Consider the following 19,854-nt stretch of genomic DNA (forward strand, 5'->3'; position numbering starts at 1 on the left):
ACACCTCTCCGACTGAAGATGTAGCGAACACAAGGCGATGAGGCATTCCCTCCATCGCCGTTGTGCAGCCTAGGGAAAACGCACATGAATAGCTAGCCGCGATGTGGCCAACCGCCTCGGGCAAAGCTGATTCCGCGCCATTGCGGAATTCCGTCCCCGGGGCGCCGGGAACGTGGCACGGCGGTGATCGCACCGGCAATCTCGTCCGCCTGTACGCGTATCTCCGGAATGGCCGTACTCTCCAGGAGCTCGCCCCGGCGGAGCGCTCCGATGGTCCATATCGAAGCGGCCGTGTCCGTCCGCCCGTCGCGCAGCCGACCGTCGTCCAGGATGTCGAATCCCAGCCCGGTGGGGTGCGGCCGGGCCCGCCCCGACTCCAGCAGGTCCCGCAGGAGCGGATCGTCGACGGCGCTCGGATCGGGCTGCGACCCGGTGCAGTTCACCACGGCGCCGACCTCGACGGCCGTACCGTCCGTCAGGCTCACCCGGACGCCGTCCCGCGTCACGAGCGCGTCGGCCACCTCGCCGGCGCGCATCCGCAGCCGGCCGCGGTCCCGTGCCCGGTCCAGTGCGGCGGCGGTCGGCGGCGCCATGCGGTGCCGGTGGACTTCCCACAGCCGCAGGTGATCGGTGAGGAACCGCCTGCGGTCGGCCGTGGACAGCTGTCGCCACAGGGACGACGTGAGCGGCCGCAGACTGTCGAAACCCGGCCGCCAGTCGCCGTGCCGATGCCTGCTGCGGGAGACCTGCGCCAGCACCTCACGGCGGAGCGCGCCGAGTCCGGCACGGCCGGTGACGGCGGGCGGCGGCACCGGTGGCAGGGGCGCCGGGGCGTGCGGGTGCGGGAGGAGGCCGCTGCGGGACACCGCCGTCAGCAGCCGGCCGGGCCGCTCCAGGCTGAGGGCCGCGTCGACCATGGTCAGCCCCGTCCCGACGAGCAGCACATCGGCGTCGTGCGGTACGGAGGCGAGCGCCCCCGGTGCCCAGGGGGACAGCACGAAGCGGTCCGACGTCCGCAGCGCGCGGGGAACCCAGTCGCATCCGGGTGCCGGGCTCCCCACGGCCAGGACGACGGCGTCCGCCCGGACGGTGCGCCCCGAATCCAGGCGGCACACCACGGACGTTCCGCGTCTCTGCGCACCGACGGCCCGCTCGTGCACGCGGCGCAGCCGCGCGGATGTGCCGCGTACGGCGGCGTCCTCCAGGACCTCCGCCAGGTAACTGCCGTACAGGGCACGGGGAACGAAGGCGTCGGGATCGGCGTACCGGGGGTGCCGGCCGGTGAGCCAGCGGACGAAGTGGTCACGGTCTTCGGCGAACGCGCTCATCCGCCCCGCGGGCACGTTGAGCAGATGCCGGAGGTCATCCGTCCGGTACGCGGTCCCGCGGCCGCTGTCATGGGCCGGATCGATGAGCCACAGGTCCAGCCGGGTGCCACGGCGCCCGGCGTGCTGGATCAGCCGGGCCGCCACCAGGCAGCCCGCGGCCCCCGCGCCGATGACCGCGACGGCGAGGTGCGGCGCGGTCGCGTCGCCGCTCATGCCGCCGCCGCTCATGCCGCCGTCCTGCCGCCGCGCGCCGGGCCCCGGGCGCTGGCCGGGAAGGCCGTTCCGGCCATTCCTGCGGTCAGCGTGGTGCCGTCGGCGGGGTCGATGAGCAGGAACGATCCGGTACGCCGGGAGTCGGCGTAGGGGTCCAGGGCGAGGGGTTCGGCGGTGCGCAGCACGATGCGGCCGATGTCGTTGGCGGCCAGTTCGCCGGGCGCCGGGTGCTGGGAGAGGTCGTCGAGGGTCAGCCGGGAGGGGATGGTTTTGACGAGGGCTTTGACGGTGCGGGTGGTGTGTTTGAGCAGGACCCGCTGGCCGGCCCTCAGGGGCTGGTCGGCGACGTGGCAGACGGTGGCCTCGATGTCGCGGGTGACGGCGGGCGGCGCGGCGGCCGGGGCGATCAGGTCGCCGCGGGAGATGTCCAGGTCGTCGGCGAGGCGGACGGTCACCGACTGCGGCGCCCAGGCCACGTCCACCGCCTGGCCCAGCACGTCCAGCGCCGCCACGGTGCTGGTCCGGCCCGACGGCAGGACGGTCACCGCGTCGCCGGTGCGCAGCACACCCGAGGCGATCTGCCCCGCGTAGCCGCGGTAGTCGGGCAGTTCGGGAGTCTGCGGGCGGATGACGTACTGCACCGGGAAGCGCGCCGGGTCCTCGGAAGGGTCGGCCACCACCGGCACGCTCTCCAGGTGCTCCAGCACGGTCGGCCCGCCGTACCAGTCCATGTTGGTGGACGGGGTCACGACGTTGTCGCCGGCCAGCGCGGAGATCGGGATGGCGGTGATCTCCGGTACGCCCAGCGAGGCGGCGTACGTGGTGAACTCCGCGGCGATGGCCGCGAAGACCGGCTCGGCGTAGGCGGCCAGGTCCATCTTGTTGACGGCCAGGACGACGTGGGGGACGCGCAGCAGGGCGGCGACGGCGGCGTGGCGGCGGGTCTGCTCGACGACGCCGTGGCGGGCGTCGACCAGCACCACGGCCAGCTCGGCGGTGGAGGCGCCGGTGACCATGTTGCGGGTGTACTGCACATGGCCGGGGGTGTCGGCGAGGATGAAGCGGCGCCGGGGCGTGGCGAAGTAGCGGTAGGCGACATCGATGGTGATGCCCTGCTCCCGCTCGGCCCGCAGCCCGTCGGTCAAAAGGGCCAGGTCGGGCGCCTCCTGGCCGCGGCCCAGCGAGGCCCGCTCGACCGCTTCGAGCTGGTCGGCCAGCACCGACTTCGAATCGTGCAGCAGCCGCCCCACCAGCGTGGACTTGCCGTCGTCCACCGAGCCGGCGGTGGCGAAGCGCAGCAGCGAGGTGGCGGCCGTACCGGCCACGTCGACCGGATCGACAATCGTGCTCATTAGAAGTACCCCTCGCGCTTGCGGTCCTCCATGGCGGCCTCGGACAGTTTGTCGTCGGCCCGGGTGGCGCCCCGCTCGGTCAGGCGGGAGGCGGCGATCTCGGCGATGACGGCCTCGATGGTGGCCGCGTCGGAGTCGACGGCGCCGGTGCAGGACATGTCGCCGACGGTGCGGTAGCGCACCTGCCGCGTCTCGACCCGCTCGCCGTCCCTGGGGCCGCCCCAGGCGCCGGGCGCCAGCCACATGCCGCCGCGGGCGAAGACCTGGCGCTGGTGGGCGTAGTAGATGGCGGGCAGTTCGATTTTTTCGCGGGCGATGTACTGCCACACGTCCAGTTCGGTCCAGTTCGACAGGGGGAAGACGCGCACGTGTTCGCCGGGTGAGTGGCGGCCGTTGTAGAGCTGCCACAGTTCGGGGCGCTGGCGGCGCGGGTCCCAGCCGCCGAACTCGTCACGCAGGGAGAAGACGCGTTCCTTGGCGCGGGCTTTTTCCTCGTCCCGGCGTCCGCCGCCGAAGACGGCGTCGAAGCGGTTCGCTTCGATGGCGTGCAGCAGCGGCACGGTCTGCAGCGGGTTGCGGGTGCCGTCGGGGCGCTCGCGCAGCTCGCCGCGGTCGATGAAGTCCTGGACGGAGGCGACGTGCAGGCGCAGGCCATGCCGGGCCACCGTGCGGTCGCGGTAGTCGAGGACTTCGGGGAAGTTGTGGCCGGTGTCGACGTGCAGCAGCGCGAACGGCACCGGCGCGGGGGCGAAGGCCTTCAGGGCCAGGTGCAGCATCAGGATGGAGTCCTTGCCGCCGGAGAAGAGGATCACCGGCCGCTCGAACTCCCCCGCCACCTCACGGAAGATGTGCACCGCCTCCGACTCCAGCGCATCCAGATGACTCAGCGCATACGGGGTGCCGACGTCCCTCTCGATGACTTTCACGCCTTCACCGGGAAGCGGACGAGTTCACGGCGGCATCGGCACGTGGCTCACTGTGCCGGAGGGCGAGCGTGCCCGGTCGGCAGCTCTCGCGGAGTGCGGTGAGTTCCTCCGCGGGAAGGCGCAGAGCGCTGCCCCGCCTGCCGCCGTCGAGCAGCGCCTGCCCGGCGGCCAGCCAGTCGGGCAGCGGTGCGACCCCGATGAAGGCGGCCAGGCGGGTCAGTTCCCGTTCCGGGTCGTCCAGGAGCGCCTCGTAGCCGAGCGACGTACGGTGGTCCGCCGGTACCTGTTCCAGGTGCCGCACGCCGTCCACGACACTGCGCGACCACAGGCGCCCGAGCCTGGCGGGTGAGATCTCGTGCTCGACCACCCAGCGGGGGTCGAATCGGCGGGTCATGAGTTCCCTCAGATCGGGCGGCAACGCGTCGACCTGGCTTCCGGTCAGCTCGGCGACCGACGCGGCGCCGGTCAGGCCGAGTATCTCCGCCGTCAGTGCGATCATCCGGAAGCCGGGGTGGCGGCTCATGGAAACGGCGCAGTCGGGGCCGTCGCGGAACAGGTGAACGAACTTCGCCCCGGGAAACGCCGCGCGCAACTGCGGGACCCAGTGCAGTGAATAACCGGAACGTTCGACGGCCACCGTCCTGTCCCGCCATTCGCAGAGCGTGTCGAAGAACGCTTCGAAATGCTGTCCGGCCGGCCTGCGTGGCCATGCGCATATTTCGTGGGCAAGTGCGTCGAAGAGGCCGTCGGGGTCGTCCGTCAGATGTGGCAGCACCATCATGGACAGTGCGGGAATTCCGGTGCCCTCGACCGTGAATCGTCCCGGGCGCCGGAGGTAGAGGAACTCGGCGATCTGTGCGCCGTTGCGGACGAGTGCGTCGTGCCCGGGGCTGGGGCGGGCCAGAAGTTCCCAGAACTCCTCCCCCGTGATGTCTTTCCGCGGTACCGCTTCGGCTCGCCCCAATGAGGTGAACAGTTCGTTGATGCTGAGGACGTCCGGATGGAGATTGATGATCCGGGACAGCGCGGTCGAACCGCTCCGGCCCGTTCCGACGATGAAGGTCAATGGCCGCATGCTTGCTCCAGTCCGATGTAAGGGTCCGTCCTCCGTCGGCGGCGGCCCGGTGGCCGCGACCGGTACCCGTCACACCTTCTTCCGCGCCCGGACCGCTTCGCGGGCGGTCCGCGGGGAAGCGGCACCCGGCCGGGTCAGGCGCCGCCGCCCGCCGACAGGCACGGAGAGGTCGCGGCGGCGGCGAGGTTCAGTGTCAGCGCGGGGTCGGACCTGAGAATGGCCTGCTCCAGCTCCCGCAGCGGGGCGGTCGGTTCGATGCCGAGTTCGTCGACCATCCGCTCCCGCGTCGCCCTGAAGGCGGCCAGCGCCTCGGCCGTGCGCCCGCAGCGGTACAGCGCCGTCATGAGCTGATACGTCAGCCGTTCCCGCGCGTAATGCCCGCGGGCCATCACCATGATCTCGTCCACGATCTTCTCGTGGTCGCCCAGGTCGAGACCGAGGGCGAAGCGCTCCTCCACCGCGGTGAGGTAGATGTCCTCCAGCCTGGGCTGCTCGAACACGCGCAACGGGCTGTCGACGAGGTCGGTGAGCGGTGTGCCGCGCCACAGCACCAGTGCCTCGTCCAGGGTGTCCGCTGCCTCGCGCAGCGCTTCCCGGCTCAGTTTCCGGGAGAGTAACAACATCCTGCGGAATCTCTCCACGTCTATCTCGTAGAGTTCGGCGGCCAGGCGATATCCGCCGGACTCGGTGTGAATGCGCCCGGCCGGAAGTATTTTCCTGAGACGCTTTATGTGATTACGCAGAGTAACCCGTGCGGTAGCGGGCGTCTTGACGCCCCACAGCTGATCGGCGAGCTCCTCCGTGGGGACGACGCGGCCGGCCCTGAGTGCCAGTGCGGCCAAAGTCGTACGCAGCATCGGAGCCTGTATCGGAAGGATCCCCCCGTCGTCGCCCAGAACCTCCACGGTTCCCAAGAGCCGTATCTCCACGGTTTCCCTCCACTTACGCAGAGGCAGGCAAACGGAACTCTGCATACCGCGCCCCCGCTGCACGATCGTTTCCGTTATCGCCGCATCATATATCAACTCCTCCGAATATTGCATGTATATTTCAGGCGGTGGCCCGCGGTCATTACGGCCGCACATCAGGCGGCTACGGGCCCGCGAAAAGCCGCAGGACAACAAGGGGCGAAACCCCGAAAGCCCGGCACCCGGAACTTTCAGGTCCGGTGCCCGGACGTGGTCTCCTGTGTCAGCCGGTCCGGCGACTCCAGCCACAGCACACCGGGGACCTGGCGGGGAGCGGCCAGCCGCATCAGCCCCAGGCACACCCCGGCCGTGCCGATCATCAGGCCCGGTACGTCGATCTCCCCGGCCGGCACACCGGAGATCGCCCCCGCCGACTTCACCTGGGCCAGTACGCCGTGCGCGATCTCCTCCCTGGCCCGTCGCCACGGCTCCGGCGACGCGGCATCCGCGAGGACATCGCCCGCCAGGGTGAACAGCTCCAGGTTCCCGAGGTCCCCGTGGCACAGGCTGTGGTTGCGGCCGAACTCACCGGCGTAGGTCTCCGCCAGCGCCGTACCGGCTTCCGCCCGGAGTACGGCGTCCTCCCGGGCGCGCAGCATCAGGAGCCGGGACATGCCGACCCCCACGCCTCCGTTGCACCACCAGTTGGACGCGGTCAGCGACGCCTTCGTGCCGACGTCCAGGTCCTGCCGGAGGTCCCGCCACCGGCGCTGCTCCGGAAGGTACAGCCGCCGGTCGAACTCCGCCGCCCGGTCGGCCAGTTCGGCCAGTTCGGCGGATCCGAGGAAGGCGGACAGCTCGGACAGTGCCCAGGCGATGCCCGCGGAGCCGTGCGAGAAGCCGCCCAGCGGGTCGGACTTCTCGGCCGGGCGCCACCCCGCGGTCCCCTCGACGTCCACCTGGGTCTCCACCAGGCGCTGGGCGCACAGCGCGGCGATGTCGCGCAACTGCCGGTGCCCGTAGCGGCGGTGCAGGTTGACGGCGACGACGGCGCAGCCGGCCAGCCCTCCGATGACGTCCGGCGACTGCTCCTCCTCGGCTGCCCGGCGCAGTACGGGCACGAAGCTCTCGATGTGCTCCGCGAAGTCCGGCTCCCCGGTGACGTGCGCCATGTGGTCGAGCGCGTACAGCAGGCCCGCGATGCCGTCGAAGGCACCGGCGGTGTCGGCGATCCCGTTGTCCCGGATGTCCCTGAGGTGGTCCAGCATCGGTACCGTGCAGCGGCGCGCCAGGTCCAGGTAGCGGTCGTCCTGGAAGAGGGAAGCCGCGTAGCCGAACGTCACGGCGAAGCCGGCGAGTCCGTCGTACAGCGTGGTGCCGACCGGCCGGTAGGTGAGCGAGTCCTCACGGCCGCCGTCCAGGCTCACGCCGAGCCAGCTGCAGTCCTCCGTGCCGAGCAGGGCACGGTCGGCCAGTTGGGTGGCCAGGCCCCGGGCCAGGGATGCCGCGTCCTGGGTGCCGATTTCCGGCGCGTCCGGCGCGGGACGCCACTGCGGACGCCGCTGTCCTTTGAGGAGGGTGCTCAGCGTCTCGCGGATGATGCGTTCCTGGCCCTGCCGGTGGGCCTCCCCGAAGCCGTCCAGCTTCGTGCGGACACCGGCGAGGCTCGGCTCCTCGAAGAACGCGCCCAGGGGTCCGTAGCCCGGCGCGTGGATCTCCGTGGCGGCCGGCCGGGTGCGGAAGCACGGCACGTCACCGCTGATCAGCTGGCGCTTCTCGCTGTCCACGAGAGGGATCAGGTCCGGGCGGGTCTCGGCGGTCGCCCACAGCTTGTCCAGCAGGCGCTCCCGGTCCAGCGCGTTGCGCAGGTAGTCGGGGTGGTAGCTCTCGGTCAGGAAGAGGCTGTAGCGGCGGGTGAGCCGGGCGAGGTGCCGGATCTCGATGTCCGCCGAGTCGTCGAGCAGGTGGCGGAACCGGTCGCGGTGCCGCTCGATGATCTCGTACGTGTCGTGGAACCCGGCGACGACCCGCTCCCGGTGGTCTTCGGGCCGGACCTCCAGCCCTTCGCCGAACGGGCGGTTCTTGGCTCCGCTCATCTGCGCGAGGCGGGCCTCCAGGCGCATGGTGTCCTGGTAGGAGTCCACGAGGGTGGGGACCGGGCGGGTGGTGCGCGTGATCGCTCCGCCGCCTATGGCGCTGAGGTCCACGCCCTCCACCCGTCGGTCGCCGAAGACGCGCGCCGGGAGGACTCCCGTGGCGAGTACGCCCTGGAACAGGGTGTTCATCGCCTTGTGGTGCGCGGTGACCACCTCGCCCTCCGGCTGGGCGGTCTGCTGGAAGATGGTCTCCAGGTCGATGGGCACGGGAAACGGCCCGGCGGCGATGATGTTCTCCAGGTGGAAGTCGATGGCTCCCACGGTCATCAGGATGGCCAGCGTGCTGCCCGTCCGCCAGTAGAAGTCCTCGATGTCCCGGCGGGTGGCGCAGGGGGTGTGGTCGATGTACTCGCACCAGCCGTAGTCGTCCCGCTCCAGGACCCGCATGCCCGTGTTCTCCAGGGGCGGGCCGTACGCGTTGACGGTGTCCACCAGGGCGCGGTAGGCCGCTTCCGTCGCCACGGACCGGGGTTTGTACACCAGTCGGGTGCCGTCGTCGAACGTGAGGAGGGCGACGGAGCGGCCGCGGTGGTGGCTGTCGCCGAGATCCAGGCCGAGGCCGGCCAGGCTGTCGGCCGAGGTGGTGGTCAGACCCGCGTCCCGCAGCAGCCGTTCGTCCGCCACCAGGCGCCGCAGCAGTTCGGCGATGTGCGCGGTCCACTGGTTCCCGGCCTCGATCATGGAGCGTCCCAGTACGGGGTATTCCGTGAAGAGCCGCTGCCGGTAGGAGGTGGCGGGCAGGATCTGCCCGGCGTACCAGTCGTAGCGCTCGTGCGGGGTGCCGCCTTCGAGGACGCCTTCGGTCCGGGCGACGTTCAGTTCGAGGACGAGAGTGCGGGCGCTCACCCGCAGCAGGCGGTTGGCCAGCGCGCCCAGCAGGTCCGCGCGCAGCCGCCCGGCCAGCTTGGTCAGGACGTCCGGGCCGTCCGCCAGCTCGGCCAGCAACCGCTCCTCGAAGTACCCGAGGAAGCTGCCGAGCAGGCCCTCGAACGGGAGCCGGGGGAACACCTCGGCGAACATCTTCGTCGTGAACCGCGGAGTGTCCTCCGCCTCCGCGGGGCGCGCGAGCACCTCGGACAGCTCCGCGGTCCAGGACATGGCCTCCGGCAGCACGGCGAAGTCCGTTGCCGTGATCGCCACGGCGAACTCTTCCGCCGTCGTTCCGGAACGGGCCAAGCGCTGCCGGAAGGCACTTTCGGACATGAACGCCGATTCGCGCCACCGCACCACGGCGGCTTTCGCCTCGTCCGATGGTGTGGTGCCGCTCGGCGGAAGGCGCTCGTAGCTGTAGGCCGCGTTGTCCGTACCGGTGAGGTGTACCGTGCGCTTGACTGTCATGGTGGCTCGTGCACTCCGTCTTGAGCAGTCGACATCGAATCCGGCGAAATCGCGTGGTGGGCGGTCACAGGACCGCCCACCACGGATTACCGCTCCTCGGGGCCGGGCTGTCGGCACCGGCCCGGAGGAACATCAAGGAGAAGAAGTCAGTTCACCGGGCGTGCCGTGGAACTGTTTTCCTCAACCGGTTCAGCAGAAGCACTCGGTGGTGATGGTGCAGAAGTAGCCACTGCTGATCATGTGGGCGGACTGGTCCTCACGCAGATCCGCCAGGGAAAGCTCGCCGAAGTTGGCGCCCGCCGGGTTGGTGACGTCCTGGGCACCGGTCTTCCAGGCAGCTGCTTCCGTGCTCATGGTTACCTCCGTTGTTGTAGAGCCGGGATGCACCGGAACTGAACCAGCGAGGTGCATCCGCTTCCTGATGATTCTGCAACGGAGGGCGTAGCAGATCGGTAGCCGGTCAGTAGCCTCGCAGGTGAATGGAGTTGCGGGAGAGGGGAATTGCGGATTCCCCTCTCCCGGCCCGGTCCGCGCCCCGGCGGCTACTCGGTCTTGATGGCCACCAATGAATTGATCTTTGTGGCGCTTCGGGCCGGCCACAGCGCGGCCACCACTCCGACCAGCAGGGCCAGGAGGAAGAAGAGCCCGATCCGGTCCCACGGCAGGGAGAACCGGTACGCGTCCATGCGCTCCGCGATCAATGCGCCGCCGAGCCCGCTCAGCAGCACGCCGAGCACGATGCCGAGCACGGCGCCGAACAGTGAGATGGCCAGTGATTCGAGCCGTACCATGCGCCGGATGTCCCGGCTCTCCATGCCGACGGCGCCGAGCATGCCGATCTCCTGGGTCCGCTCGAACACCGACAGGGCAAGGGTGTTGATGACGCCCAGCACGGCGACGATCACCGCCATTCCGAGCAGTGCGTAGAGCACGTTCAGCAGGAGGGTGGCCGTCTGGGAGATGGAATCCGTCATCTCCTGCTTGCTGCGGATCTTTACCGCCGGATTGTCTCCCAGTGCCTTGGCCAGAACGGCCTTTGTCCTCTCGGAGACGCCCGGTGCGGTTTTCACCATGAGCAGCGAGTCGTCGATGTGGAGCTGATGCCGGGAGAGCGTCGCCGTATCGATGAGAATTCCGCTGATCAGGTTGTTTCCGGTGAAGATGCCGGACACCTTCAGGGTGCCTTTCGTGCCGTCTTCGTACGTCAGGGAGAACGAGTCCCCGGCTTTCCAGCCGAACAGGCCGGCGGTTTTCTTGTCCACCACCGCGTGGTCGCCGCCGAGTTTCCGGAACGATCCCGTGGAGAATTCCAGATTGGTCAGCCCGTCCATCGCCCGGCCGTGCACACCGCCGATGGCCCGGCGCTGTCCCTCGATCCGCGCGGGAGAGGTGCGCAGCGGGCTGGTGGCGGTGACGTCGGGCAGTTGGGCCAGGGTGCGTTCCACCGAAGGGGCCAGCGGTTTCTTGGTGACCATGGAGACGACGTAGTCGGCTCTGATGCCGTCCGCGGCCATGGCCTTCAGACCGTTCTGCATGCCGGTGCCGATCACCGTCAGGCTCGTGATCACGGTCAGGCCGATCATCAGCGCGGAGGCGGTGGCGGCGGTACGGCGCGGGTTGCGGACCGCGTTCCGCTGGGCGATCTTCCCGGGCAGGCCGAAGGCGCGCAGCCCCGGGCCCAGCAGCCGGATGAACGGCCGGGACAGCGCCGGGGTCAGGACGATGACGCCGACCAGCAGGAGCAGCCCGCCCAGGCCCAGCAGCCCCATCGGTACCGGTTTCCTGGCGTCGGCGAACAGCATCAACGCCGTGCCCAGTACGGCCAGGATTCCGCCGACGGCGTTCCGCAGCAGCATCGAGCGGGGCGCGGCCGGTGCGTGGACGCTGTGCATCGCGGCCACCGGCGGGACGTTGGCGGCCCGTCGGCTCGGCAGCCAGGCCGCCAGCATCGTCACTCCCACGCCGATGCCCAGCGCCACCAGCACGACGGCCGGGGAGACGACGAGCGGCCCGTCCGGGAGGAGCGCTCCGGTGGCGCGCATCAGCGGGAGCAGCAGGGCACCGATGCCGATGCCGGCCGCCAGTCCCGCCGCGGCGGCGACCGCGCCGACGGCGCATGCCTCGGCCAGCACCATGCCCGTCACCTGGCCGCTGCTGGCGCCCACCGCCCGCAGCAGGGCGATCTCCTTGGTGCGCTGGGCGACGAGCATGGTGAAGGTGTTGGCGATGATGAAGACGCCGACGAACAGGGAGATCGCGGCGAAGGCCAGCAGTCCGGTACGGATGTTCTCCATGCTGGACCGGATCGAGCGGGCCTGTTCGCGGGCGAGTTCGGCGCCGGAGGCCGCTTCGGTCCCGGTCGGCAGGATCTTGGTGACCTCCGCCGTCAGCGCGGCTTCGGGCGTTCCGGGCCGGGCGGCGAGGTGGATCTCGTTGAACCGGCCGGGGGCGGTCAGCAGTTTCTGTGCCGTGGCCGTGTCGAACAGGACGAGTGTGCCGCCCGCCGCCACGTTGCCGTCGTCGGTGTCGAAGATCCCGACGACCTTGCGGTTCAGCACCGGCCCGTCGACCGACATGCGCACGCTGTCCCCGACGGTGAACCGCGCGCCCTCCGCCGTTCTGGCGTCGACCGCGACCTCGCCCTGCGTGTGGGGCGGGCGTCCTTCCTTCATCGGGTAGCGGGCGTCCTTGCCGTCCGCGCCGGGAGCGTAGTTGCCGCCCTGGGTGGAGAAGCCGCTGCCGATCAGCTGTCCCTGCTTGTCGGCCACGGCGACCGTGCCGGAGACGATGCCGACGGCCGATTCGACTCCGGGCAGGGCGGCGGTCCGGGCGAGGAGGCGCTGGTCGAGGCGGCGGACAGCGGCCGTGCCGGTGTCCGTACCGGGCCGGATCGCCACGGTGACGCCGTCGAGGCTCTTCTCGGAGCCCTTCTCGTACGCCTCCGAGATGGTCGAGGCGAAGACCAGCGTGCCGGAGACGAAGGCCACTCCGAGCATGACCGCGAGGCCGGTCATCAACAGGCGTGCCCGGTGCGCGAGGACGTTGCGTAATGCTGCTCGTAACATGGGGAATGAGGTTCTTCCTTGAGCGGGGCGGGGAGGCGGGGGCGGTACGCGTCCGGGTGCCGGTGTCACCGGGCGCCGCCCGGGAGTCCCGGGCCCGCGGGCAGCGGGCTCTCCGAGAAGGCCAGCATCCGGTTCAGTACGGCGTGGGCCGTCGGCTCGCGCAGTTCGTCGACGATCCGCCCGTCGGCCAGGAAGACCACCCGGTCCGCGAACGAGGCGGCCCCGGGGTCGTGCGTGACCATGACGACGGTCTGCCCGAACTCCCGGACGGAGTTGCGCAGGAAGCCCAGGATCTCGGCACCGGCGCGGGAGTCGAGGTTGCCGGTCGGCTCGTCCGCGAAGACGATCTCCGGCCGGCCGGCCAGGGCCCTGGCCACCGCCACCCGCTGCTGCTGCCCGCCGGAGAGCTGCGAGGGGCGGTGGGTGAGCCGCCCGGCCAGGCCGACCATGCCGACGACGAGGTCCAGCCACGCCTGATCGGGGCGGCGCCCCGCGATGTCGAGCGGCAGGGTGATGTTCTCCAGCGCGGTCAGCGTCGGGAGCAGGTTGAACGCCTGGAAGACGAACCCGATCCGGTCGCGGCGTAATCTCGTCAGGTCCCGGGCGCTCAGCGTGGTCAGTTCCACGTCACCGATGCGGGACGAGCCCCCCGAGGCGGCGTCGAGCCCCGCCATGCAGTGCATGAGCGTCGACTTCCCCGAGCCGGACGGGCCCATGATCGCGGTGAACTCGCCCGCGGGGAAGGCCACCGACACGGCGTCCAGCGCGACCACCCTGCTCTCACCGTCCCCGTAGATCTTGGTGAGCTTCTCGGCCCGCGCTGCGTCGGCGCCCGGGATCCTGGCCTGCGTCGCGTGCTGGCGTGTGGTCATAGAGGAGGACTCCTGTTCGACTTGCGTCGTACGGCGAAACACCCCATGCTCCCGTCACACCGAGTTCCCGGGCATCAGCCCGGGGCGGTCCGTCCCCTCCCTCTTCCGGCGTACGGCCGGGTCACGGGATACGTCGCTGGTATGACGTGAGGCACGTGAACACAGCATGGACCAGAGGGACTTGCCACCCCGCAAACACGTGTGCCGCCTGCGCGGATGCGCAGACGGCACAGAGAACCACGAACGACGGGGCGGCTTCCGGACCACCGGTCACCGCGCCGCTTCACCGCCCGTAACGGCGCTCGCGTTCGCAGTAGGAACGCAGGGCCCGCAGGAAGTCGAGCTCACGGAAGTCGGGCCAGTAGCACTCGCAGAAGTGCACTTCCGCGTAGGCCGACTGCCAGAGCAGGAAACCGGAGAGGCGCTGCTCGCCCGAAGTACGGATGATCAGGTCCGTCTCCGACCTGACCTTCGAATAGAGGTGCTTCGAGATGTGGTCCACGTCGAAGGTGTCGATGAGGCCCTCGATGTCGCCGCCCTGGGTGACGTGCTCACTCATCGCGGAACGGACGGCGTCGACGATCTCGCGCCGCCCGCCGTACCCCACGGCCACGTCGACGCGGGTGCCGTCGCGGCGGTCCGACGTCCGTGACGCCGCCTGCTTCAGCCGGGTCGCCGACTCCTGCGGCAGGAGGTCCAGCGACCCTATGACCTCCACCGGCCAGGGGTTGTCCGGGGCCGCCAGCCGCTCGACGACGTCCTCGATGATGCCGATGAGCGGCACCAGCTCGGCCTGGGGGCGGTGCAGGTTGTCGTCCGAGAGCATGAAGAGGGTGACGTGCTCGATGCCCGCGGAACCGCACCAGTTCAGGAAGTCGACCACTTTCGCGCCGCCGACCTTGTAGCCCTCGCTGGGGTCGTCGTGCCCGGCCATCCGCGCCCAGCGGCGGTTTCCGTCGAGCATGATGCCGATGTGCCGGGGGCGCGGCCGGCCTGCGAGCTTCGCGGAGAGCCTTTTCACGTACAGCGCATTCGCGGCGGCCCTTAGCCTCGCTCGCATCATCGGTCCCTTCAGCTCCCGCAGCGGTGGTAATCGTCCGGGCGGCATCCGGGCTCCCGCCCACGCCATGCCCCTTCCGCGGCCGCGCGGAGCGCCTTTTCCGCCGCAGGCGCGTAACCATACCAAGCGTCACCCGCCCGTCCTGCCACAGGAGTTACGCATCAGCGTGAAACGATTTTCCGCTCACCTTTCCTGCGCTCACCGGACGTTGTGACGGTGTGACACCGTGCCGCGGCGGGGGTGCGCGGACCCGTACGGCAAGATGTCCGCCGTGACCATTCGCTTGTTGATTGCCGACGACCAGGAGATGGTCCGCCGCGGAATGCGGCGCATAGTGGAGAGCCAGCCGGACATGGAAGTGGTCGGCGAGGCTGCGGACGGGGTTGACGCGGTGGAAATGGCGCGCGCCCTGGAACCGGATGTCGCGCTGGTGGACATCCGGATGCCGCGGATGGACGGCCTGGAGGTGACCCGGCTGCTCGCCGGCTCCCCGGCGGGGCATCCGACCAAGGTGGTCGTGGTGACCACCTTCGACCTGGACGCATATGTGTATCCCGCACTGCGGTACGGGGCTTCGGGGTTCCTGCTGAAGCGGTCGGGGCCGACGCTGCTGGTGGAGGCGGTACGGGCGGCGGTGTCGGGGGACAGTCTGATCAGCCCGGAGATCACTGTGCGGCTGCTCCGGCACGTCCGGGGCGCCGACTCGCGCCGCAAGAAGGGGAATTCCCCGCTGACCGGGCGGGAGATCGAGGTGGCCGCGCTGGTCGCCGAGGGCAAGACCAATGCCGACATCGCGGATGAGCTGTTCATCTCGGCCGGCACGGTCAAGACGCACGTGGCGAGCATTCAGCGGAAGTTCGCGGTGCGCAATCGCGTCGGAGTGGCCGTGCGCGCCTGGGAGCTGGGGTACGCGGACGGCCGCGGTCCGCGCTGACGCGCGCCGGATATCCGCCGTACGGCAGATGCGGGAAACCGGCAACGGTGCTGCCCGTGCCGCCGGATGCGGCATCTGCGTAGCCTCGGCGCATGGGCGACGATGTGAAACCGGCGGGCGGGAAGCGCCGTGCTGGGTGCGTGGTGCTGGTGGCGATGATTCTTCTGCCCGCGCTGGGGGCCTCGCCCGGTGCCTTTCCCCTGGCGCTCTGCGCGGCCGTGGCAGCGGCGGCGGCGATGCCGGGCCTGCGGCTGCGGCGTGTCCCGCTCGTGCGGGGCGCGGTTTTCACCGCGAGTGCGTCCCTCGTGCTCGACTTCGCCTATTCCGGCGATCCGAAGCCGATCGGCTTCTGGCTCCCCTTCGAGGGCGTCGCCCTGCTGGTCCTCCTCTACCGGGTGACGCGACGGGAGCCCGTTCCCCGGGCCGCCTGGGCCGGGGGCCTGGTGGGTGCCGCGACGGTCTGCCTGCTGCTGCGGATCACGCTGCACATGCCGCAGCAGGGGTGGCGCGAATCGGTCTTCGTGGTGTTCCTGGGATTCTTCCCCGCCGCGTGTGTGACCGGCGTCGGGCTCTACCTCCGGTCGCTGGACGCCCGGCGGGCCCGTGCGGTCACCCGTGCGCTGCGCGACCAGCGCCTGGAGGTCGCCCGTGACCTGCACGACTTCGTCGCCCACGAGGTGACCGGCATCGTGCTGGAGGCGCAGGCGGCCCAGCTGGACCGGGACGCTCCGCAGCAGACCCGCGAGCTGTTCGAACGCGTCGAAGCGGCGGGCCTGCGGGCGCTGGACTCCATGGACCAGACGGTGCGGGCGCTGCGCCAGGCGGACGGCGGGGCGTGGGAGGAGGCGCCCGCCACCCGGGTGTACGGCCTGGCCGACCTCGCCGGGCTGCTGGACAGGTTCTCCTCCATGACGCGTGCGCAGACGCGGCTGTCCCAGGAAGAGGGCCTGGCGGGTGCGCTGTCGCGGGAGGCCGGGGACGCCGCGTACCGCGTGGTCCTGGAGTCGCTGACCAACGTCCGCCGGCATGCCGCGCAGGCCACCCGGGTCGTGGTGGCGGCCCGCCGTACCGCCGGGGGTTCGGTCGAGGTGACGGTCACCGACGACGGCGGCGGAACGCCGGGAGGCACCCGGCACGGAGGCGGCACCGGCCTGGCCGGGCTGTCCGAGCGGGTCGACGCGCTGGGCGGAACGCTGCGGGCGGGCCCGCACGGCGGGGGCTGGCGGGTCGGCTGCGTACTCCCCGCACCCGCGGTCCGCTGAGCCGTCGGCCGCTCCGCGATATCTGCCGTTCGGGAGATGTGCCCGCTGCCCCGGGTTGGAAAGCTCGGCGGCAGTTGCGGAACGTGGACCTGGAGGGGCAGATGCTCAACGGTGTGATGGCGGAACGGGGCGGTACGGGTGCGGTGGTGGTGCCGTCCGCCGAGGCGGCGCCGGGCCCGGCAGGCCGTCCGGCCGACTGCCCGGTCGAGGTGCCCCAGGGCGTCACCGTGCCGCGGACCGGCCGGACGTCCGGTCTGCGGGGCGAGGGCTGACCATGCTCCAGCTCTCCGAGATCACCAAGGTCTACAAGGGCGGCAAGCGCGCCGTCGACTCCGTGACCCTGCACATGGAGCCCGGGATGCTGGGGCTGCTGGGCCCCAACGGCGCCGGGAAGTCCTCCCTGATGCGGATCGCCTCCACCGTTACCCGCCCCACCGGCGGCAGGGTCCTCTTCCACGGCGAGGACGTCGTGGCCAGGCCCGACGTCCTGCGCCGGGCCCTCGGTTACCTGCCGCAGGACTTCGGTGTCTACCCGAACCTCACCTCGCGCGAGTTCCTGCGGTACCTGGCCGCCGCCAAGGGCGTGTCGGCCCGGTCGGCCCGGACCCGTATCGACGAGCTGCTGGAGCTGGTCAACCTCACCGAGGCGGTCAGGCGGCCGCTGGGCACGTACTCCGGCGGCATGCTGCGCCGGGTGGGCATCGCCCAGGTCCTGCTCGGCGACCCGCAGGTCATCGTCGTGGACGAGCCGACGGCGGGGCTGGACCCCGAGGAGCGGGTGCGGTTTCGCAACCTGCTCAGCGAGCTGGCCTCGGACAAGGTCGTGATGCTGTCCACCCACATCGTCTCCGACGTGGAGTCGGTGGCCTCCGACATCGCGGTGGTGGCGAACGGTCGGCTGCGGCGCCGCGGCACGCCGGAGGCGCTGCTGGACGAGGTGGAAGGGCAGGTGTGGGAGGCCCTCGTCGACCCCGCCGCCGTTCCCCGGGTGCAGGAGCGGTACGTCGTCAGCCGCATGGTGCGCACGAGGCAGGGCGTGAAGGTGCGCCTGCTGTCCCCGTCCCAGCCGTACGAGGGCGCGGTGCGGCTCACCCCCGACCTTGAGGACGCCTACCTCCACGTCATCAACAGCGCCCCTGACCAGGGTGGTTACGCAACCGCCGGGCAGCGGGCGGGGCGGTGGGACCGGTGACGCGGGTGCTCTCCGGTCTGGCGGTCGCCGACTTCAAGGACCGGGTACGGCGGCCCGCCTACGTGGTGACGCTGGCCGCGGCCGTGGCCCTGGGGTACGTGGCGGTGCCGGACGCGGGCGCCGCGTGGGTCATCATGCAGCTCGGTGACCACCGCGGCGTCTACAACAGCGCGTACGTCGGCACGGCGACCGCGCTGGCCTGCGGCCTGTGGATCTCGCTCGGCGGCTTCTACGTCGTACGCAACTCCATCGAGCGGGACCGCCGCACCCGGGTGGGGCAGCTGCTCGCCGCGACCCCCGTGCGGACCTGGGCGTATCTGGCCGGGAAGTTCCTGAGCAACCTGATGGTGCTCACCTCCATGGTGGGCGTGCTCGCCGTCACCGCGCTGGTGATGCAGCTCGTCCGCGGCGAGTCCACGGCTGTCGACCCGATCGCGCTGTGGCAGCCGTTCCTGCTGCTCGCGGTGCCGCTGGTGACGCTGACCGCCGCTTGCGCCCTGCTCTTCGAGGCGCTGCCGCTGCTGCGCGGCGGGCTGGGCAACATCGTCTGGTTCTGCCTCTGGGCGGTGCTCGTCACGGGCGGCCAGGGGCCCGGCCTGCCGCTGGGCGGCATCGGTGTGCACAGCGTCGCCCTGTCGATGTACCGCGACCTGTCGGCCCAGGGGATCACGGTGGACGGCGATTTCAGCCTGGGTCTGACCTACCTGGAAAAGCCGCTGCGGGTGTTCGACTGGCACGGCTTCACGCCGACCGCCGGTTATGTCCTGGCCCGGCTGACGTTCCTGGGGATCGCGGTGGTCGTCGCCCTGCTGCCCGCCCTGTGGTTCCGCCGCTTCGACCCGGCCCGCGCCACGCAGCCGACCGAGCCTCCCCGGCAGAACGGCCGGGCGGCGGACGCGGTCCCCGCCGTGTACGTGGACGAGGCGTACGTGGAAGAGGCGTACGTGGACGGGGTGCCGCGTTCCGCGGGCGGGCGGGGTGCCGCCGCGGCCCTGCTGCGGACACCGCCGCGGCCGGGCCGCGTCCTGCTGCGCCTGTGGGCCGGTGAGCTGCGCATCCTGCTTCAGGGGGTGTCCAAGTGGTGGTGGTGGGGTGCCGGGTTGTGGCTGGTCCTCGGCGTCTCCTCGCCGGTGCCCGGCACGACGCGGCTGATGCTGCCGGTGTCCTGGCTCTGGCCGGTCCTGGTCTGGTCGCGGCTGGGCACCCAGCGCCATGAGCACGCGGTCGAGGGCATCCTCGGCGCGTACCCCTCGGCGCACCGCCGGGTGGCGGCCGAGTGGGCGGCGGGCGTCACGCTCACCGCGGCGGTGGGCCTGGGCCCGCTGGTCCGGCTGGTCGTCGCGGGTGACGTCGCGGGGGTGGCGTGCTGGGCGGGAGGCGCGCTGTTCGTCCCGTCGCTGGCGCTGGCCCTGGGCACTCTCGGCCGTACCCACCGCCTCTTCCAGGCGGTCTACCTCCCCCTGTGGTACACGGTCGCCAACGGTCTGCCGCTCTTCGACTACATGGGCGCCATCCGGGTCGGTGGGCATCCTGCGGGCCTGCCTCCGGCGCTGGTGTTCACGGTGTCGGCCGTGCTGGTCGCGGTGGTCTTCCTGACCGGTCCGCTGCGGCGGCTCGGCCGGGGCTGACGCCCGGCGCGCCTGCCGCGTCCGGGTGTCAGCCCTTCCGGGCGGCTCCCCGGTCGGACGACGGCCACACGTACGGCAGGCCCTCCGGGACCCCGGGGAAGAGTGCGCGGTAGTGCTCCGGAGCCTTGCTCACCAGGGCCGACTGGTGGCTGCGGTGGAACGCCGGGTCGCCCAGCCAGTTCGGGAGCTCACCGGCCCCGGCCAGTTCGGCGTAGGAGCGGACGGGGGTGCGGGGGCGGTGTGCGGTGAAGTCCCGGCCGAGGGTCGTGGCGCAGGTGTCCTGGCGGCCGGCGTCGGTCCATTCGCGGCACATTTCGAGGCCGTACCGGACGAGGGCCTCCTCGTAGCCCGCCCACATGCGTACGGCCGGGTGGTGCCGCCAGCCGTAGCCGGGGACGGTGAGGCCGCGCAGGACCTGGAGGGTCTCCACCCGCTGTTTTCCGAGGCGGCGCGCGTCGAGGACGGCGGCGGAGGCCGCGAAGTCGGGGTACGGGAGGAAGGTCTGCATGGGACAGGTGTAGCCCCTGCACGGAGACCGTGCAGGG

The 19,854-nt window shown here is 71.0% G+C and carries 16 protein-coding genes; 5 read left to right on the forward strand and 11 right to left on the reverse strand.

What is annotated here, in order from left to right; genetic code table 11:
• Positions 1-92 precede the first annotated feature (92 nt).
• From A6A06_RS01840 to A6A06_RS01880, 10 genes are all read right to left on the reverse strand, one after another.
• Positions 93-1,556 carry an FAD/NAD(P)-binding protein gene (locus A6A06_RS01840; protein ID WP_073758099.1) on the reverse strand — a complete coding sequence of 488 codons (1,464 nt, stop codon included), beginning with the start codon at positions 1,554-1,556 and terminating at the stop codon, positions 93-95.
• Positions 1,553-2,893 carry a sulfate adenylyltransferase subunit 1 gene (locus A6A06_RS01845; protein ID WP_073758101.1) on the reverse strand — a complete coding sequence of 447 codons (1,341 nt, stop codon included), beginning with the start codon at positions 2,891-2,893 and terminating at the stop codon, positions 1,553-1,555. The genes A6A06_RS01840 and A6A06_RS01845 overlap by 4 nt, the downstream gene beginning before the upstream one ends.
• Complete coding sequence (gene cysD / locus A6A06_RS01850; protein WP_073758103.1) at positions 2,893-3,819, reverse strand: sulfate adenylyltransferase subunit CysD; 927 nt, start codon at positions 3,817-3,819, stop codon at positions 2,893-2,895. Before cysD ends, A6A06_RS01845 begins: the two co-directional genes overlap by 1 nt.
• Before the next feature lie 4 nt (positions 3,820-3,823).
• Entirely contained in the window at positions 3,824-4,894 is a 1,071-nt protein-coding gene (locus A6A06_RS01855) for a sulfotransferase family protein (RefSeq protein ID WP_073758105.1), read from the reverse strand.
• A gap of 134 nt (positions 4,895-5,028) precedes the next feature.
• Positions 5,029-5,979, reverse strand: a complete 951-nt coding sequence (locus A6A06_RS01860) for a BTAD domain-containing putative transcriptional regulator (protein ID WP_079193735.1) — start codon at positions 5,977-5,979, stop codon at positions 5,029-5,031.
• A 74-nt stretch (positions 5,980-6,053) separates the two neighbouring features.
• On the reverse strand, positions 6,054-9,296 hold the full coding sequence (locus A6A06_RS01865) for a type 2 lanthipeptide synthetase LanM family protein (RefSeq protein WP_073758107.1): 3,243 nt from the start codon (positions 9,294-9,296) through the stop codon (positions 6,054-6,056).
• Between the two features lie 189 nt (positions 9,297-9,485).
• The gene (locus A6A06_RS41385; protein ID WP_199930638.1) at positions 9,486-9,650 is read right to left on the reverse strand and encodes a hypothetical protein; all 165 of its coding nucleotides are present in this window, start codon (positions 9,648-9,650) and stop codon (positions 9,486-9,488) included.
• Between the two features lie 188 nt (positions 9,651-9,838).
• Complete coding sequence (locus tag A6A06_RS01870; protein WP_073758109.1) at positions 9,839-12,361, reverse strand: ABC transporter permease; 2,523 nt, start codon at positions 12,359-12,361, stop codon at positions 9,839-9,841.
• Positions 12,362-12,426: 65 nt separating this feature from the next.
• Complete coding sequence (locus tag A6A06_RS01875) at positions 12,427-13,233, reverse strand: ABC transporter ATP-binding protein (protein WP_073758111.1); 807 nt, start codon at positions 13,231-13,233, stop codon at positions 12,427-12,429.
• A 283-nt stretch (positions 13,234-13,516) separates the two neighbouring features.
• Positions 13,517-14,293, reverse strand: coding sequence for an isoprenyl transferase (locus tag A6A06_RS01880; RefSeq protein ID WP_073759654.1), 777 nt, complete (start codon positions 14,291-14,293; stop codon positions 13,517-13,519).
• Between the two features lie 262 nt (positions 14,294-14,555).
• On the opposite strand from A6A06_RS01880, the gene A6A06_RS01885 reads away from it, so the two are divergent.
• The 5 genes from A6A06_RS01885 to A6A06_RS01905 all read left to right on the forward strand — a co-directional run bounded on the left by A6A06_RS01885 (position 14,556) and on the right by A6A06_RS01905 (position 19,309).
• A complete protein-coding gene (locus A6A06_RS01885) occupies positions 14,556-15,227 on the forward strand; it encodes a response regulator (RefSeq protein WP_443333714.1) in 672 nt (223 codons plus the stop codon).
• A 92-nt stretch (positions 15,228-15,319) separates the two neighbouring features.
• Positions 15,320-16,489, forward strand: coding sequence for a sensor histidine kinase (locus A6A06_RS01890; RefSeq protein ID WP_073758113.1), 1,170 nt, complete (start codon positions 15,320-15,322; stop codon positions 16,487-16,489).
• Between the two features lie 74 nt (positions 16,490-16,563).
• Positions 16,564-16,761, forward strand: coding sequence for a hypothetical protein (locus A6A06_RS01895; protein ID WP_206780359.1), 198 nt, complete (start codon positions 16,564-16,566; stop codon positions 16,759-16,761).
• A gap of 2 nt (positions 16,762-16,763) precedes the next feature.
• A complete protein-coding gene (locus A6A06_RS01900) occupies positions 16,764-17,681 on the forward strand; it encodes an ABC transporter ATP-binding protein (protein ID WP_073758117.1) in 918 nt (305 codons plus the stop codon).
• Entirely contained in the window at positions 17,678-19,309 is a 1,632-nt protein-coding gene (locus A6A06_RS01905; RefSeq protein ID WP_073758119.1) for an ABC transporter permease, read from the forward strand. Before A6A06_RS01900 ends, A6A06_RS01905 begins: the two co-directional genes overlap by 4 nt.
• Before the next feature lie 28 nt (positions 19,310-19,337).
• Here A6A06_RS01905 and A6A06_RS01910 read toward each other — a convergent pair whose 3' ends face one another.
• Positions 19,338-19,817, reverse strand: coding sequence for an MSMEG_6728 family protein (locus A6A06_RS01910; RefSeq protein WP_073758121.1), 480 nt, complete (start codon positions 19,815-19,817; stop codon positions 19,338-19,340).
• Positions 19,818-19,854: the final 37 nt, after the last annotated feature.

The organism is Streptomyces sp. CB02923 (assembly GCF_001905005.1).
GTDB lineage: Bacteria > Actinomycetota > Actinomycetes > Streptomycetales > Streptomycetaceae > Streptomyces.

Coding starts and splice junctions, on each gene's coding strand:
- A6A06_RS01840 (WP_073758099.1), bottom strand. CDS start 1,556: ATGAGCGGCGGCGGCATGAGCGGCGACGCGACCGCGCCGCACCTCGCC.
- A6A06_RS01845 (WP_073758101.1), bottom strand. CDS start 2,893: ATGAGCACGATTGTCGATCCGGTCGACGTGGCCGGTACGGCCGCCACC.
- A6A06_RS01855 (WP_073758105.1), bottom strand. CDS start 4,894: ATGCGGCCATTGACCTTCATCGTCGGAACGGGCCGGAGCGGTTCGACC.
- A6A06_RS01860 (WP_079193735.1), bottom strand. CDS start 5,979: ATGTGCGGCCGTAATGACCGCGGGCCACCGCCTGAAATATACATGCAA.
- A6A06_RS01865 (WP_073758107.1), bottom strand. CDS start 9,296: ATGACAGTCAAGCGCACGGTACACCTCACCGGTACGGACAACGCGGCC.
- A6A06_RS41385 (WP_199930638.1), bottom strand. CDS start 9,650: ATGAGCACGGAAGCAGCTGCCTGGAAGACCGGTGCCCAGGACGTCACC.
- A6A06_RS01870 (WP_073758109.1), bottom strand. CDS start 12,361: ATGTTACGAGCAGCATTACGCAACGTCCTCGCGCACCGGGCACGCCTG.
- A6A06_RS01875 (WP_073758111.1), bottom strand. CDS start 13,233: ATGACCACACGCCAGCACGCGACGCAGGCCAGGATCCCGGGCGCCGAC.
- A6A06_RS01880 (WP_073759654.1), bottom strand. CDS start 14,293: ATGCGAGCGAGGCTAAGGGCCGCCGCGAATGCGCTGTACGTGAAAAGG.
- A6A06_RS01885 (WP_443333714.1), top strand. CDS start 14,556: ATGTCCGCCGTGACCATTCGCTTGTTGATTGCCGACGACCAGGAGATG.
- A6A06_RS01890 (WP_073758113.1), top strand. CDS start 15,320: ATGGGCGACGATGTGAAACCGGCGGGCGGGAAGCGCCGTGCTGGGTGC.
- A6A06_RS01900 (WP_073758117.1), top strand. CDS start 16,764: ATGCTCCAGCTCTCCGAGATCACCAAGGTCTACAAGGGCGGCAAGCGC.
- A6A06_RS01910 (WP_073758121.1), bottom strand. CDS start 19,817: ATGCAGACCTTCCTCCCGTACCCCGACTTCGCGGCCTCCGCCGCCGTC.